General features: G+C 75.3%; 13 protein-coding genes and 1 pseudogene. 7 read left to right on the forward strand and 7 right to left on the reverse strand.

Annotated features, from left to right (window positions below):
• Positions 1-108: 108 nt before the first annotated feature.
• The 4 genes from L6E12_RS01000 to L6E12_RS01015 form a co-directional block, all read right to left on the reverse strand.
• Positions 109-1,422 carry an NAD(P)/FAD-dependent oxidoreductase gene (locus L6E12_RS01000; protein WP_236225945.1) on the reverse strand — a complete coding sequence of 438 codons (1,314 nt, stop codon included), beginning with the start codon at positions 1,420-1,422 and terminating at the stop codon, positions 109-111.
• Between the two features lie 178 nt (positions 1,423-1,600).
• Positions 1,601-2,638, reverse strand: a complete 1,038-nt coding sequence (locus L6E12_RS01005) for an Ldh family oxidoreductase (protein ID WP_236225946.1) — start codon at positions 2,636-2,638, stop codon at positions 1,601-1,603.
• Positions 2,635-3,312, reverse strand: coding sequence for a sugar phosphate isomerase/epimerase (locus L6E12_RS01010; RefSeq protein WP_236225947.1), 678 nt, complete (start codon positions 3,310-3,312; stop codon positions 2,635-2,637). The genes L6E12_RS01005 and L6E12_RS01010 overlap by 4 nt, the downstream gene beginning before the upstream one ends.
• A complete protein-coding gene (locus tag L6E12_RS01015; protein WP_236225948.1) occupies positions 3,309-4,310 on the reverse strand; it encodes an oxidoreductase in 1,002 nt (333 codons plus the stop codon). Before L6E12_RS01015 ends, L6E12_RS01010 begins: the two co-directional genes overlap by 4 nt.
• A gap of 219 nt (positions 4,311-4,529) precedes the next feature.
• On the opposite strand from L6E12_RS01015, the gene L6E12_RS01020 reads away from it, so the two are divergent.
• Genes L6E12_RS01020 through L6E12_RS01045 form a run of 6 tightly spaced genes read left to right on the forward strand, consistent with a single transcriptional unit; the run spans position 4,530 to position 11,388 of the window.
• Positions 4,530-5,759, forward strand: a complete 1,230-nt coding sequence (locus tag L6E12_RS01020; protein ID WP_308073948.1) for a DegT/DnrJ/EryC1/StrS family aminotransferase — start codon at positions 4,530-4,532, stop codon at positions 5,757-5,759.
• The gene (locus L6E12_RS01025; protein ID WP_236225949.1) at positions 5,756-6,880 is read left to right on the forward strand and encodes a DegT/DnrJ/EryC1/StrS aminotransferase family protein; all 1,125 of its coding nucleotides are present in this window, start codon (positions 5,756-5,758) and stop codon (positions 6,878-6,880) included. Before L6E12_RS01020 ends, L6E12_RS01025 begins: the two co-directional genes overlap by 4 nt.
• Entirely contained in the window at positions 6,877-7,782 is a 906-nt protein-coding gene (locus L6E12_RS01030; protein WP_236225950.1) for a UbiA family prenyltransferase, read from the forward strand. Before L6E12_RS01025 ends, L6E12_RS01030 begins: the two co-directional genes overlap by 4 nt.
• Positions 7,779-9,053: an NAD(P)/FAD-dependent oxidoreductase gene (locus tag L6E12_RS01035; RefSeq protein ID WP_236225951.1), complete on the forward strand. Its 1,275-nt coding sequence runs from the start codon at positions 7,779-7,781 to the stop codon at positions 9,051-9,053. Before L6E12_RS01030 ends, L6E12_RS01035 begins: the two co-directional genes overlap by 4 nt.
• Positions 9,050-9,805, forward strand: coding sequence for a methyltransferase domain-containing protein (locus tag L6E12_RS01040; RefSeq protein ID WP_236225952.1), 756 nt, complete (start codon positions 9,050-9,052; stop codon positions 9,803-9,805). The genes L6E12_RS01035 and L6E12_RS01040 overlap by 4 nt, the downstream gene beginning before the upstream one ends.
• Positions 9,802-11,388 (forward strand): class I adenylate-forming enzyme family protein, encoded by a 1,587-nt coding sequence (locus tag L6E12_RS01045; RefSeq protein ID WP_236225953.1) that lies wholly within the window; start codon positions 9,802-9,804, stop codon positions 11,386-11,388. The genes L6E12_RS01040 and L6E12_RS01045 overlap by 4 nt, the downstream gene beginning before the upstream one ends.
• A 68-nt stretch (positions 11,389-11,456) precedes the next feature.
• On the opposite strand, the gene L6E12_RS01050 is transcribed toward L6E12_RS01045, so the two are convergent.
• The 3 genes from L6E12_RS01050 to L6E12_RS01060 all read right to left on the reverse strand — a co-directional run bounded on the left by L6E12_RS01050 (position 11,457) and on the right by L6E12_RS01060 (position 14,760).
• Positions 11,457-11,642 (reverse strand): hypothetical protein, encoded by a 186-nt coding sequence (locus L6E12_RS01050; protein ID WP_236225954.1) that lies wholly within the window; start codon positions 11,640-11,642, stop codon positions 11,457-11,459.
• 662 nt (positions 11,643-12,304) lie between these two features.
• Positions 12,305-13,345 (reverse strand): family 2 encapsulin nanocompartment cargo protein polyprenyl transferase, encoded by a 1,041-nt coding sequence (locus L6E12_RS01055; RefSeq protein WP_236225955.1) that lies wholly within the window; start codon positions 13,343-13,345, stop codon positions 12,305-12,307.
• A gap of 20 nt (positions 13,346-13,365) precedes the next feature.
• A complete protein-coding gene (locus L6E12_RS01060; RefSeq protein WP_236225956.1) occupies positions 13,366-14,760 on the reverse strand; it encodes a family 2B encapsulin nanocompartment shell protein in 1,395 nt (464 codons plus the stop codon).
• Positions 14,761-14,793: 33 nt separating this feature from the next.
• On the opposite strand from L6E12_RS01060, the pseudogene L6E12_RS01065 reads away from it, so the two are divergent.
• Positions 14,794-15,061: pseudogene (locus L6E12_RS01065) on the forward strand (hypothetical protein); the annotation flags it as partial.

The raw sequence follows: 15,061 nt of genomic DNA on the forward strand, positions 1-15,061 counted from the left end.
GTCGCACCACGGGTGACCGACCGGTTCGGGGTCGTCGCGGCGAGGCGCTCGGCTGGGATGTTCCAGCCGAGCGTTTTGCGCTTCCGGTGTCTGGTGTGGACAGGGAGGTCAGCGCGCGAACCGGGAGCGGGCCTCGGCGAGCACGGCCCGGCCGAGGATGCCGGGGCGGCTCAGCGCCGAGGGGTGCGACCGCATGTTGACCACCTCGGTGAACTCCCGCGCCACCACGTCGTCGGTCCGCGCGGCCCGACTGACCAGGCCGCTCACCGCGTGCAGGGCGCGCAGCCCGCGCGGCCGGTCCCCGGTCACGTGCGGCAGCCGGGTGTCCTCGATCGCCGCCACCTGCCACACCGCGTCGGCCAGCACGCGCAACCGGGCGAAGAAGTCCGCGCTGTCGAGGTCCCCGCCCGACCCGGACCGCAGCCAGGCGTGCAGCGCGCCCGCGTGCAGCGCCGCCGACGGCACGCCCTGCCCGTAGACCGGGTTGCACGACACCACGGTGTCGCCCACCGCGACCAGCCCCGCCGGGAAGTCCCCGGTCAGGTGGAAGTCGCGCCGCAGGGCGTGCGGGAACCGGTGCACCGCAACGGGTCCGGCGGGCGCGCAGCGGCGCACCAGCTCGGCGAACGCGGGCGCGGGCTCGCGCAGGCACCGCTGCCGGAACTCCGCCGGGTCCACGGTCGGCCGGTCGGCGCCGTACCCGGAGATCCCGCAGACCCACCGGTCGGGCGCCACCGGCGCCAGCACGCCGACCCCCGGCGGGGTCCAGTCCACCGACCGGATCGAGTGGACCATGCTCAGGTCGTCCAGGCGCTGGTCGGGGGAGCGGTGGAACAGCGCGGTGGCGTACCCGAGGTCGAGGTTCAGCCGCCGCTTCGGCGGCGGCCGGTGCCCGATCCCGCGCAGCCACTCGCCGATCCGAGTGGCCCGCCCGCTGGCGTCCACCACCAGGTCCACCCGGGCGACCTCGCGCCCGCTGGCCAACCGCACCCCGTGCACCCGGCCCGCGTCCGCGAGCAGCCCCACCACCCGCTCCCGGAACAACCGCACCCCCTGCCGGGGCAGCACCTCCCGGCGCAGGTGCGACTCCAGCAGCCACCGCCGCACCGGCAGCGGCACCAGACCGGGCGCGGCGGGCCGGACCACGCCGTCGGCCAGCATCCGCGCCTCCTCTGCGCCGCAGCGCACCGCGCCGTCGGCGGCCACCCGGTCGACGATGCCGGGGAACCACCCGTCCAGCAGCTCCTGGGCCATGGTGAGCAGCACGTGCAACTGGTCGCCGTGGGCGATCCCGGCCCGCGGCCCGGCCCCGGCGGGCAACTCGTCCGCCTCGACCAGGTCGACCTCGTCGAACCACTCGCCCAGCACCCGCGCCGCCAGCAACCCGGCGACGCTCCCGCCCACCACCAGCGCCCGGCTCACGCGCACACCCCGGCAGACGGCGCGGTGCAGGACGGCGTGATGCAGGACAGCGTGATGCGGGACGGCACGGTGTAGGACAGTGCTGCGCAGGAGGAAGGGCCCTCGGGCGGTGCGGGGCGGTGCGGATCGGGCATCGCGGTGGTCCTCTCCGGTCCTCCGGGGGCGGAGTCGGGCCGGGTCACCCGAGCACCTCCGGCGGGGTCAGGCCGAGCCCGGCCGCGACCCGCTCCAGTTCCGCGTACAGCCCCTCGGCCAGGGGCACCCCCTCGGCCCGGGCCCGGGCGCTGTGCGCCGACTCGGGCAGGCCGGGGTAGGTGGCCCCGGCGTCGAGGACCGCGCCGAACACGCTGCCCGCGTCGGCGGCGAAACCGGTGCGCAGGGCGTCCGGGGCCAGCGCCAGCGCCAGGAAGCCGATGTCGTCGTCGGGACCGGTGCCCGCGGGCGGGCCCAGCCCGGCACCGGGCAGCAGCGCGGCCAGCACCTCCACCGCCAGGCCCAGGCCGAAGCCCTTGTACTCCGCCGGGCCGGGGGCGCCCAGCCAGGTCAGCCGCGCGGTGCCCGCGTCGAGCGCTGCCGGGTCGGTCACCGGGCCGTCCGCGTCCGCCAGCCAGCCCGGGGGCGCGGGCTTCCCCGCGCGGGCCGCCGCGCGGACCTTGCCGGTGGGGGCGGTGGTGGTGCTCATGTCCAGCAGGAACGGGGGGTGCTCCCCGGCGGGGGCGGCCACCGCCAGCGGGTTCGTGCCCAGCAGCCGCGGCCCGCCGGTGGGCGCCGGGACGAGTTGCTGGTGGCCGCAGTTGGCCATGACCACGCCGATCATCCCCTGCTCGACCGCGCGCAGCGCGTGGTGCCCGGCGCAGCCGAAGTGCGTGCCGTTGCGCACCGACACCACCCCGACGCCGTAGTCGGCGGCGCGGATCGCGGCCAGCTCCACCGCCGCGCCCGCCAGCCACAGCCCCAGCCCGCGGTCGCCGTCGACCAGCACGGTGGCGCCGCGGTCGACCAGCCGCTCCGGTTTGGCGTCGGCCTTGGCCCGGCCGGACTCCAGCAGCGGCAGGTAGATCCGGGTCAGGTTGGCCACCCCGTGCGAGGCCATCCCGGTCAGGTCGCCGTGGCACAGCGCCTCGGCCGAGGCCCGCGCGTCCCCGGCGGGCAGGCCGTGCGCGGCGAACACGTCGGTGGTGAACGCCAGCAGCGCCTCGGCGTCGACCAGGGTCACGGCTCCGCCCACCCGGAGGCCAGCGCCTGCAACGCGCGGTCCGCGCCCGCGGCGCCGTCGGCCAGCGTCAGCGCGCCCCGGTAGCCGTGCGCGGCGAGCAGCGCCAGGTCCGCCGCCAGCCGCGCGGACCCGACGTCGGCGACCCGCACGTGCGCGGTCCGCTCGGCGACGAAGGCGGTCAGCGGGCCCGTGCCGGTGGTGTGCAGCAGGCGCAGCGCGGGGGTGCCCGCCTCGGTGAGCAGGTACCCGAGCCGGTCCTCGGCGCCGTCCGGCCAGCCCCCGGTGCTCGGGTGCAGCAGGACCAGGTCGGCCTGCTCGGCGCGCAGCGCCAGCTCGCGGAGCCTGCGCAGCACCCGGTACTCCCAGTCGTCGGCGTGCAGGCCCGCGTTGGCGGGCGAGCCGACGCGGACCTGCCGGGTGCCCAGGGCCGGGCAGCGCTCGGCCAGCACGCGCAGTTCCTCCAGGTCGGTGCCGAAGTCGTCGGTGATGGTTCCCGCGCCGATGGTCGAGTCGACGCACACGGTGACCAGGTCGCGCCGCTCGACGACCGCGGCCAGCTCGATGAACTCCCCCTCCGGCAGCGCCGCCACCGGGAAGCCCAGGTCGACCCCGCCCCAGCCGGGCTGGGCCGGGGGCGGTTCGGGGTCGGTCGCCAGGCGGGCGAGCAGGGTCACCGGGCGGCCCCGACCGGGACGCGGCCCGTCGCCAGCCGCTTGGCCCCGGCGAGCAGGGTGACGACCGCGGCGCCGGTGGCGGGCTCGTCGACCATCGGGTTGGTGCCCGCGAAGTGCTGGTGCGCCCTGGCGATGAACGCGGTGAGCGAGTCGTCGCGGAACACCGAGTGCGACTGGGTGCCCCGGGTGCGCACCACGAGCTGCGAGTACTCGTCCGCCGCGCTCACCGGGTAGTGCCCGACCAGGGTGCCGTGCTCCAGCTCGACGGTGATCCGCCGCTCGCGCACCGGGGCGGTCAGGTCCGTGCGGATCTCCGTGTGCACCCCGGAGTCGTGCCGCAGCCGCAGCCACGCCCCGCCCAGTCGTGAGAACACCGCGTCGCCGAGCAGCATGTCGGTCAGGCCCGCGGCGGTCACCGAGGCCGGTCCGGCCAGCCGCAGCGCGACGGCGAGCGAGTGCGGCACCTCCACGTCGAACGCGCTGGGGTGCTCGTCGCCGGAGACGGTCCGGCCGAAGCGCGGCTTGCTCTGGGTGAACACGATCGAGCGCGGGGCGCCCAGCTCGCCGCCGCGCAGCACGGTGCGGATGCGCCGGGTCAGCTCGCTGCACCGCCACTGCGCCACCGGGATCAGGTCCAGGTCGGCCGCGGCGCGCAGCCGCAGGATCGCGGCCAGTTCCACCTCGTCGACCGCCAGCGGCTTCTCCACCACGATCCGCCGGAAGCCCAGGTCGGCCAGCTCGGTCAGCGGCCGCAGGCGCGCGTTCGGCGGGGTGCACAGGTGCACGGCGGTGCGCTCCGGGTCGACCAGCGCCGCCGCGTGCGCCAGGTTGGTGGCGACCAGCAGGTCCGGGGCCACCGGGACGACGACGCCGGGGTCCACCACGACGATCGGGGGCCTGCCGAGGGCGCGGCCGCTGCCGTGGCCGAGCCTGCGCAGCACCGGCAGGTGCAGGCCGCCTCCCGCCCGACCGAGTCCGACCACGAGCGTGCCCAGCATCGGTGCGTGCCTCCAGCGGGGGTGTCGGGTTGCGCTTGGAAGGCTTGTCCCGCCGGGCAGGCGTGTCAACGCGAGCCACTCGATCGTGTGGGTGAAATCCCTGATCGACGGAGCGGTGGACCGGGAGGATGTCAAAACGAACGGCGTTACACCACACGTCCGAGTGTTCTTTTGTTTCCGTTGCCGCGCAACGGATCAGCCGGGCCTACCTTGGGGGCCGTGCTGGTGCCCAGTCCGGAGAGGACAGCGATGGAGCAGGCCGCCACGGTCTCCGGTTTCCTGCCACCCCAGGGCGCGCGGGTGCCCTTCTTCAGCCAGGCCGCGGGCTTCGCCGCCCTGTGGCCCCGGGTCGAGCCGCTGCTGACCGAGGTCCTGGAGCGCGGCAAGTACTCGCACGGGCCGCTGGTCGGGGCGTTCGAGGAGGCGCTCGCGCGGTGGACCGGGGCCCGGCACGTCGTCGGCGTCAACTCCGGCACCGACGCGCTGGTGCTGCTGCTGCGCGCCGCCGGGCTCACCCCGGGCGCGGAGGTGGTGGTGCCCGCGTTCAGCTTCGTGGCCTCGGCGTCCTCGGTGGTGCTCGCGGGCGGTCGGCCGGTGTTCGCCGACGTCGACCCGCTGACCTACGCGATGGACCCGGACGCCACCGCCGCCGCGGTCACCCGCCGCACCCGGGTGCTGATGCCCGCGCACCTGTTCTGCCAGACCGCCGACCTCGGCGCGCTGACCGAGGTGGCCGAGCGGTACGCGCTGACCCTGCTGGAGGACAGCGCCGAGGCCATCGGGATGCGCTGGGACGGCGTGCACGCCGGTCTGGTCGGCTCGGGCGGGGTGCTGTCCTTCTTCCCCACCAAGACCCTGGGGGCACTCGGCGACGCGGGCGCGGTGATCACCGACGACGACCGGATCGCCGAGACCGCGGCGGCGCTGCGCCACCACGGCCGCTTCGGGCGCACCGTCGACGACTTCCCGGCGATCAACACCGAGAGCACCGTCCCCGGCCTCAACAGCAAGATGGACGACTTCCAGGCCGCGATCCTGCTGGCCAAGCTGGGCACCCTGGACGCCGACATCGCCCGGCGCGCGGAGCTGGCGCTGCGCTACACCGAGCGGCTCGCGGGCTGCGCCGGGGTGCGCAGGCTGCCCACGGTGGTCCGCCGCGACGTGCCGAGCACCCCGGTGTTCTACGTCTACCTCGTCGAGGTCGACCACCGCGACGAGCTGGTGCGCCACCTGGCCGCGCACGGCGTCGAGACCGAGGTCTACTACCCGACCCCGCTGCCGCTGCAACCCTGCTTCGCCGACCTCGGGCACCGCCGCGGCGAGTTCCCCCGGGCCGAGCACGCCTGCGCGCACGCGGTGGCGCTGCCGCTCTACCCCGACCTCGCCGACGACGACCTCGACCGGGTGTGCGACCTGGTCCGCGCCTTCTACGGCGGGGGTGGCGCGTGAAGCTGCCGTTCTTCCCCCCGGACCTGTTCGCCGACGAGCACGCCGAGCTGCTCGACACCGTGCGCCGCGTCGGCACCGACCCGGCGCAGCGGTTCATCCTCGGCGAGCGCACCGCCGCGTTCGAGGCCGCGCTGCGCGAGCACACCGGCGCCGCCGACGTGGTCGCCTGCTCCAGCGGCACCAGCGGCCTGATCCTGGTGCTGCGCGCGATGGACGTCGGCCCCGGCGACGAGGTGGTGGTGCCCGCATTCGGGTGCGCGCCGCTGGCCGCCTCGGTGATCGCCGTCGGCGCCACCCCGGTCTTCGCCGACGTGCACCCGTGGACCATGACCGTCGAGCCGTACGAGGTCGAGCAGGCCGTCTCCGGGCGCACCGCGGCGCTGATGCCCGCGCACATGTTCTCGGTGATGGCCGACATGCCCGCGATGCGCGAGCTGGCCAACCGGCACGACGTCCGGCTCGTCGAGGACTCCGCGGTGGCCCAGGGCGGGGTGCTCGACGGCATCCCGGCCGGTCGCTGGGGCGAGGCGGGCGTGTTCTCGTTCGTGCAGGTCAAGACGTTCGGCACGGTCGGCGAGGGCGGCGCGGTCATCACCGACGACCCGGAGCTGGGCAGGCTGGCGCGGATACTGCGCAACCACGGGCAGCCCCCTGGCCGCCGCTTCGAGCACCACCTGGTCGGCTACAACAGCCGCTTCGACGAGATCACCGCCGACGTGCAGTTGCGCAGGCTGCCCGGCCTGGCCGCCAGGCTGGCCCGCCGCGCCGACATCGCCGACTACTACACCGCCCGGTTCCAGGAGGTGGTCGAGCGCGGCGTGCAGCCCCCGCCGCCGGGCCGCGAGGGCCGCTGCCACTACGTGTACTCGCTGCTGGCCGAGCGCCGCGACGACCTGCGCGCGCACCTGGCCCGGCACGGCATCGGCAGCCACGTGTACTACCCGACCCCGCTGCCCGCGCAGCAGGCGTTCGCCCCGTACGCCAGGGCGGGCAGGCACTGGCCGCACGCCGAACTGGCCTGCGCCCGCACCCTCGCCCTGCCGATCTACCCGCACCTGACCGACGCCGAGGTCGAGGCCGTCGCCGACGCGGTCTGCTCCTTCCCCGGGGGTGTCCGGTGACCACCGCGCTGACCCGCGCCGACTTCGGCGCCTACGCCCGCCTGGCCAAGCTCGACGTCTGGGACTACTACCTGGCGCTGCCGCTGGCCTGGACGCTGGTCGGCGGGCGGGGCACCGGCACCCTGCTGCTCTTCGGCGTCGGCACCGTCCTGGTCGTCGCCGCCTCGGTGGCCCTCGACGACGTCACCGGCCACCGCGACGGCAGCGACGCGGCCAACTACGGCCCGGACGCCCCCGCCCGCAGGCTGGCCCGCAAACCCCTGCTGACCGGGGAGCTGACCGACGCCCAGGCGATCCGCTTCGCCTGCGGCTGCGCCCTCGCCGGTGGCGCGGTGTGGCTGCTGCTGGGCCTGGGTGCTCCACTGTGGACGCTCGTGCTGCTGCTGGTGTGCCTGCTGTCGTCGGTGCAGTACTCCTGGGGGCTGCGGATCAGCTACCGCGGCGGGCAGGAGGTGTTCCTGGCCGGGTTCGGCATCGGGCTCGTCCTGTGCGGGGTGGGCCTGGTGACCGGGGAGCTGACACCGCTGGTGGTGGTCGAGGCGGTGCTGTTCGGCCTGGGACCGCTGCTGTTCGGCGTGTACTCCAACACCGCCGACGCCGCCGGGGACGCGGCCGTCGGGCGGCGCACGGTGGCCGTCCTCGCCAGTCCGGCCGGGAACCGGGCGTTCATCACCGGGCTCTCGCTCGCCGAGGTCGCGCTGGTCGTGTTCGCGGCCGGGCTCGGCGTGGGGCCGTGGTGGTTCGCCCTGGCGCTGCTGCCCGCCATGGCGGTGCGGGTGGCCCAACTGCGGCGCGGGGTCGGGCTGGGCGACGTGCTGCGCGCGCGGAAGCTGGGCCTGCTGGCGCACCGGGTGACCGTGGTGTCCCTGATCGCGGTCAACCTCCTGGGCGGTGCGGCATGAGCGCCGACCTCGACGTGGCGGTGGTGGGGGCGGGGATCGCCGGGCTGGCGGTCGCCCGCAGGCTCGCCGACGCGGGCCGGTCGGTGCACGTCTTCGAATCCGCCGACGTGGTCGGCGGGCGGATGGCCTGCGTGCGGCGCGACGGGTGCGTGTTCGACGCTGGCGCGGAGATGCTCGGCACCGGCGGCTACCCGGCCACCTGGCGGCTGCTGCGCGAACTCGGCATGACCACCGACGACGCCCCGGTGATCGGCCGCGACATCGCGGTGTGGCGCCGCGGGCGGGCGCGGGCGCACCTGGGCGAACTGCGCGGCAGCGGGCTGAGCCTGTTCGGCCGGGCCGCCATGGTGGCCGCCCTGGGCGGGCGCAGGCTCGACACCGACGCGCCCGAGAGCACCCCCGGGCACCTCCTCGCCGACGTCGGCACCCGGGAGCTGCACGACTACCTCGTCCAGCCGCTCGCGGGCGGCTTCTTCGGCTGGGACACCCGGCTGGCCTGCGCCGGGCCGATGCTGGCGCACCTGCGCGCCGTCGGCGCCCCCAGCACCTACCGCACCTACCGCGGCGGCATGGACACCCCGGCGCGCAGGCTCGCCGCGGACCTCGCCGTCAGCACCGGCGTGCCGGTCCGCGCGGTCACCACCACCCGCACCGGCGCGCGGCTGGTCACCGACGCCGCGACGCTGACCGCCCGGCAGATCGTCCTCGCCGTGCCCGCCCCGGTCGCCGCCGCGCTGCACCCGGCCGCCCCGGAGTACGTGCACGCCTGCGAGTTCCGGCCGATGGTGAAGGTCGGGTACCTGCTCGACCGGCCGCTGGGACCGCCCACCGACTCGTTCGCCCTGGCCGTGCCCGCCGTCGAGGACACCCGCGTCGCGGGCCTGTCCTTCGAGCACCGCAAGCACCCCGACCGCGTCCCGCCCGGGCGCGGCCTGGTCAGCGTCGTGGCCACCCGGCCCACCGACTGGCTCGACGCCGACGACCGGGAGACCGCCGCGGCGCTGCTGGCCGGGGCCGAGCGGTACGTGCCCGGGATGACCGCCGCCACCCTGGACTCGGTGGTGTCGCGGTTCCGGCACGGGCTGCCGATGCCCACCCCGACCGCGCTCGCGCTGCGGTCGGACTTCACCGCCCGTCCATCCTCCACTGTGGACTACGTCGGCGACTGGTACACCGCCCGGCCGTGCGCGGAGGGGGCGGTCCGGTCGGCCGAACTGGTCGCCGACCGGGTGCTCGACCGCAGGACCGCACCCGTGGGGAGTTCGACGTGACCGCGACGTACGTGTTCGACACCGGTTTCGCCAAGGAGGACGAGCGACTGGTCCTCGGCGAACGGCTGTGGGACCCGGGGACGCAGGTCCGGCTGGCCGCCCTCGGCGTCGGACCGGGCTGGCGGTGCCTGGAGGTGGGCGCCGGGCGCGGGTCCGTCGCCGGGTGGATGGCCGCCCGCGGCGCCTCGGTCACCGCCGTCGACCTCGACACCGACCGCTGCCGGGTGCCCGGGGTGCGGGTGCACCGCGGCGACATCACCCGCGAGGACCCGCCCGGCGGCGACTACGACCTGGTCCACGCCCGGCTCGTGGTGCAGCACCTGGACCGGCGGCGGGTGGCGGTGCGCCGGATGGCCGACGCGCTCGCCCCCGGCGGCTGGCTGGTGCTGGAGGACACCGACACCGCGTCGCTGTTCAGCCACGCCGACGGCCCGTTCCACCCCGAGGTCAAGGCCGCCGCCTACGCGGTGATGGCCGAGTCCGGCTACCACCCGCGCTGTGGCCTGCTCGACGTCGACCTGGCCGAGGACGCGGGCCTGACCGTGCACGCCGAGGGGCGCGCGGAGGTCGTGCGCGGCGGCACCCCCGCGGCCCGCTGGTACGCGCTGTGGCTGGAGCACCTGCGGCCCCGGCTCCTCGGCCGGGTCTCCGAGGCGGCCGTCGACGCCGCCGTGCGCGACTTCGCCGACCCCGCGCACACCTGGCTCTCGCAGGTGATGGTGACCGTCCTGGGCAGGAAGGAACTCCCGTGAAAGTGCGTTCGCTGGGCACCCTGTTCGACGACGTGGTCGCCCGAGGCATCCGCACGGTCGTGCACCTGGACCGGCCGCTGGACCTGGCCCCGCTGCGCGGCACCCGGTTCGACCTGCCCGCCGTGGCCGCCCTCGTCCGCGAGACGGCGGGCGCGCTGCACGCCGCCGGGGTCGGACCGGGCGACTCGGTGGCGGTGGTCAAGGAGAACCACTGGGACTACGTGCTCATCGCCGCCGCGGCGGCCCGGCTGGGCGCGGTGCCCGCGCTGCTGTCGGACCACCTCACGCCGGAGTCGTTGCAGGTCCTGCTCAAGCGGCTGGAGCCCACCGCGCTGGTGACCTCCAGGGCGGTCCTCGACGACGGCCACGAGCACGGCATCGACCTCACCAGCCTGGTCGGCTGCACGGTCTGCCTCGACGGCGAGCAGCCCGGCGCGGTCAGCCTCGCCTCGCTGCGCGGCAACCCGCCCCCGCCGCCGGTCGAGCGCGCCCCCGACGCGCCGCTGGTGGTCAACCACACCTCCGGCACCACCGGGCTGCCGAAGCTGGTCGTGCACACCACCCGCACCCTGCTGCACGGCATCGCCGCCGCCGAGGCCACCCGGCTGCCGGTGGTGTCGACCCGCGCGTCGGACACGGCCTGCTCCGCCATCGCCTTCAGCCACGGCCGCGCCGTGCCGTGGACGGCCTCGGTGCTGTCGCTGGGCCCGCGCGAGCTGGTCGTGGTCTCCGACGCCGAGAAAGCCGAACCGGTGCTGCGTGAACACCCGCCGACCACGGTGGAGGCGCTGCCGTCGACCTACGTCCGGTGGATGCCGATGACCGGACCCGACGGCCCGTTCCGCGGGGTGCGGCTCTACGTCAGCACCTTCGACGCCATGCACCCGCCGACCGTCCGCGCCTACCTCGGCGCCACCGCCCGCCGCGGACCGCTGTGGTTGCAGGTGTGGGGGCAGACCGAGACCGGCCCGCTGACCTTCCGGGTGCTGACCCGGCGCGCGCTGGCCGCCGCCGAGCGCCGCCACCCCACCACCCGCGACCTCGGCCGCCCGGTGCCCGGCCGCACCCGGCTCAAGGTGGTCGACCCGCGCACGTTCGCCGAACTGCCCCCGGGCACCCCCGGCCTGGTGCTGGTGCGCACCCCGGTGGTCTGCGTCGGCTACGTCGGCGAGCACGACCGCTGGCACGCCAAGTGGAACGACGGCTGGTGGAACACCGGTGACGTCGGCGTGCGCACCCCGCTGGGCGCCTTCCGGCTGCTGGACCGGGAGGTCGACCTGATCCCCGGGCACAGCGGGGTGGAGCTGGAGGACGTGATCGAGGACCGGGTACCCGGCGTCGTCGAGTGCGTGGTGCTCGGCACCCCCGGCACGACACCGGTCCCGGTGCTGGTCACCCGGGACGGCACGCTGGACGTGTGGGCCTGGCGGGCCGCGCAGTACGACCTGCCCCCGCTGGCCGAACCGGTGGTCCTCACCTGGGAGCAGGTCCCGCGCACCGGCACCGGCAAGGTCCGCCGGATGGAGCTGCGCCAGGTCGTCCACCGCGGCCAGGACACCTACGGCACCGGCCTGTGGACGTAGTCGCGCGCACCGCGTGACAACTCCGCCCGGGTGCAGGCAGGCGCGGGGTTCGCGGGCGGCACTGTCCACTACCCGGCCGACACCAGAGAGGGCACCTCCGGCGGCCCGCTGACCGCCAACCACGCGCCCAGCGCCGCTCGTGCTGCCAGGTACCCGGTGTCGTCCTGGGAGAACACGCCCAAACCGGTGGCGCCCGCGCCCAGCGTGACCCAGGTGCCGCCGGGCACTTCGGTGTCCAGTGGGCGTGATTCCACGGTCTTGGTGGTGCCAGGGTGGATCCGCGTGGCCATGGTTCAAGCCCGGTCGTTTGTCGCTGGTGCCTCGGGTGGGTCCGCTTCGCCGGGATCGTTTCGTGTGGCTTTGGCTCAAGGGCCGGTCGTTTGGTGTGGGTGCCCGGGTGGGTGGATCTGCTCGGGCGGGGCCCCTACAGCGATCATGTGCCCAGTGTGACCGAGTGGGGCTGAAGGGATGCCCCACAGCCCGGGCAGGCTTGCACATGATCGCTTCCCCCACCCAAGCAGATCCACCCACCCGGGCCTCTGCGTAGCCGGGCCTGCGGTTGCGGGGGCGGCTGGCTTTCGCTGCGCACGGTGGGGTTGCGGGTGGCAGGCGTCGGGCCGACGGTTGGTGGGGCGGTCGCCTGCTGCGCATGGTGGGTTTCGGGTGGTCGCCCGCCCGGCTGGGGGTTGGCGGGTGGTCGCTGGCTGCGCCTCGGTGGGGTTTGGGTGGCTGGTTGTTGCTGCGCCGAGTGGGGTGGCTGGTGGCCGGGCCTGTGGGGTGGGTTGCTTCGCCGATCCCCTTGCCCCGAGCGGGTTCGCGGGCCCGTTGCCGGGCCGGTGGCGGGGCGGGCGGCCTCGTCACCGGCCTGGCGGAGCCGCTCATCCAGGCCGCCGCGCAGTCCCGGTTCGGGGCGGTTCTAGTGGTCCCGGCGGGCGGCCAGGTGGGCCAGGCTCGCCAGTTCCGCCGCGGGGCGGGCCAGGGGGCCTGCCGCGGCCAGCCGGTCGAGGGCCTGCGCCAGCATGTCGTCGGCGTGGTTCCTGGCCCAGGCGCGGCCGCCCGCGGTGTCGATCAGGCTCGCGGTGTGGGCCAGTTCGTCCGGGGACAGCGCGGTGGTGCTGTGGTAGATCGCGCTCAGCTCCACCGCCGCCGGGGAGACCTCGGCGAGGGCGGCGACGACCGGCAGGGACTTCTTGCGGTTGGCCAGGTCCGAGTGGACCGGTTTGCCCGTGGTCTCCGGATCACCCCAGATGCCGAGGAGGTCGTCGGCCAGTTGGAAGGACAGGCCCATCCGCTCGCCGAAGACGCGCAGGTGGTTGACCTGGTCGGCGTCGCCGCCGCCGAACAGGGCGCCCAGGGCCGTGGAGCAGCCCAGGAGGGCGCCGGTCTTGCCCTCGGCCATCCGCAGGCACTCCTCGACACCCACGTCGAGGCGCTTCTCGAACGACAGGTCGGCGGCCTGGCCGTCCTGCACCGCCAGCACCGAGGCCGACATGACCCGCGCGGCCTCCTGCGCCTTGGGGTGCCCGCTCGCGGCGAGCACGTCGTAGGCCAGGGTGAGCAGCGCGTCGCCCGCCAGGATCGCCTGGCCGAGGCCGAAGACGGTCCACGCGGTGGGGCGGTGGCGCCGGGTGCGGTCGCCGTCCATCACGTCGTCGTGCAGCAGGGTGAAGTTGTGGACCAGCTCCACGGCCACCGCGGCGGGCAGGGCGGTGAGCGGGTCGCCGCCCACCGCCTCGGCGGCGAGGAACACCAGGGCCGGGCGCACCGCCTTGCCCGCGTCCGCGGAGGCGGTGCGCCCGTGCTCGTCCCACCACCCGAAGTGGTACCCGGCGATGCCGCGCATCGACTCTGGCAGACCGTCGACCGCGGCGCGCAGCGCCGGGTCGAGCAGGGTGCGGCTGTGCGCGAGCACCTCGCGCGCGGAGCGGTGTCCGGGGCGCGCGTCGACAGTGGGCATGGTGTCCCTTCTCCAGGACTCTAGAGTCCGATTTGGACGTTCTCCAGGACGCCCAGCGCGTCCGGTACCAGCACCGCGGCGCTGTAGTAGGTGCTGACCAGGTAGGACAGCAGGGCCTTGTCGTCCACGCCCATGAACCGCACCGACAGGCCCGGCTGGTACTCGTCCGGGATGCCGGTCTGGTGCAGGCCGATGACGCCCTGGCTGGACTCACCGGTGCGCATGGCGATGATCGAGGTCGTGTTGTTCTCGCTGATCGGGATCTTGTCGCTGGGCAGCATCGGCACCCCGCGCCAGGACACCGCCTGCCTGCCGTGCACCTCGACCGTCGGCGGGTACAGGCCGCGCCTGGTGCACTCGCGGCCGAACGCCGCGATGGCCTTCGGGTGCGCCAGGAAGAAGTCCGACCGGCGCCGCCGCGACAGCAGCTCGTCGAGGTCGTCCGGGGACGGGGCGCCCTCGCGGGTGTGGATGCGCTGCTTGAGGTCGGCGTTGTTGAGGAACCCGAAGTCCGGGTTGTTGATCAGCTCGTGCTCCTGGCGCTCGCGCAGCGCCTCGATGGTCAGCCGGAGCTGCTGCTCGACCTGGTTCATCGGGTCGTTGTAGAGGTCGGCCACCCGGGTGTGCACCCGCAGCACGGTCTGCGCGACGCTCAGCTCGTACTCGCGCGGGGCCATGTCGTAGTCGACGAAGGTGCCCGGCAGCGGGACCTCGCCCTGGTGCCCGGAGGCCAGGGCGATCTCCGCCTCGCCCCACCGGTTCTGCGCGCCCGTGGACAGCGCCCGGTACGCCTCGATGTGCAGGCCGAGCGCCTCCGACTGCTCCTGCACGGCGAGGAAGTCGCTGCGCGAGAGGAACATCAGGATGCACGGCGTGTTCGCCTTGACCGTGTGCTCCCAGGTGGCGTCGCTGCTCAGCAGCGCCTTCTCGCCGAAGAACTGGCCGTCGGCGAGGATGTCGACCGCCGCGTCGTCGCCGTAGGCGCCCTCGGTGTAGCGGGTGACCTTGCCGTGCGCGATCAGGTGGATGCCGTCGGCGGCCTGGCCGCCGGTGGTGATCACCTCACCGGCCCCCACGGTCCGCTGCTGGAAGCGGCCCGCCAGCACGCCGAGCACCTCGTCGTCGGCGAAGGTGCGCAGCATGCCGATCTCGCGCAGCTCCGGCGGCACCACCGCCACGTCCGCGCCGGTGTTGGTGAACGACACGCGCCCGTCGCCCACGGTGTAGGTCAGCCGCCGGTTGACCCGGTAGGCGGCGCCGGGGGTCTCCACCCAGGGCAGCAGCCGCAGCAGCCACCGGGGGGAGATCTCCTGCATCTGCGGGACGGACTTGGTCGTCGTCGCCAGCTTGCGGGCCGCCGCGGTGCTGAGGGACTGCGGGGTGTACTGGTCTTCGGACTCGAGGAGACCGGTCACGCGTGGTACCGCCAATCTGGGCTCTGGTGAGGCGTGGGGACGCTGGAGGCGGACGGGGACTTCGGTGCGCCGGGGACCCCCGGCACGTCGGGCTTGGCGTGCGGGTGGGTGCCCGCGGGGCGGTCAGCCGGGTTCGGCGTCCGCACCGGCGGCGTCGGGACCGACGTGCGCACCGCCCCGGCGCCCGCGGGTGGTCGCGGGGCGGGCGGGTGGAACGGCGGGCGCACCGCCGCGGCCTCCGGGTCCGTCGCCGGGACCGGGACCCCGGCGCCGCCGGTGGTGGCGGGCGGGCGCGGGAACA

It is taken from the genome of Actinokineospora sp. PR83 (genome assembly GCF_021056305.1).
Classification (GTDB): domain Bacteria; phylum Actinomycetota; class Actinomycetes; order Mycobacteriales; family Pseudonocardiaceae; genus Actinokineospora; species Actinokineospora spheciospongiae.

Bases quoted from the DNA above. Each gene is read 5' to 3' on its own strand.
- L6E12_RS01055 (WP_236225955.1), bottom strand. From the start codon at position 13,345: ATGCCCACTGTCGACGCGCGCCCCGGACACCGCTCCGCGCGCGAGGTG.
- L6E12_RS01015 (WP_236225948.1), bottom strand. From the start codon at position 4,310: ATGCTGGGCACGCTCGTGGTCGGACTCGGTCGGGCGGGAGGCGGCCTG.
- L6E12_RS01035 (WP_236225951.1), top strand. From the start codon at position 7,779: ATGAGCGCCGACCTCGACGTGGCGGTGGTGGGGGCGGGGATCGCCGGG.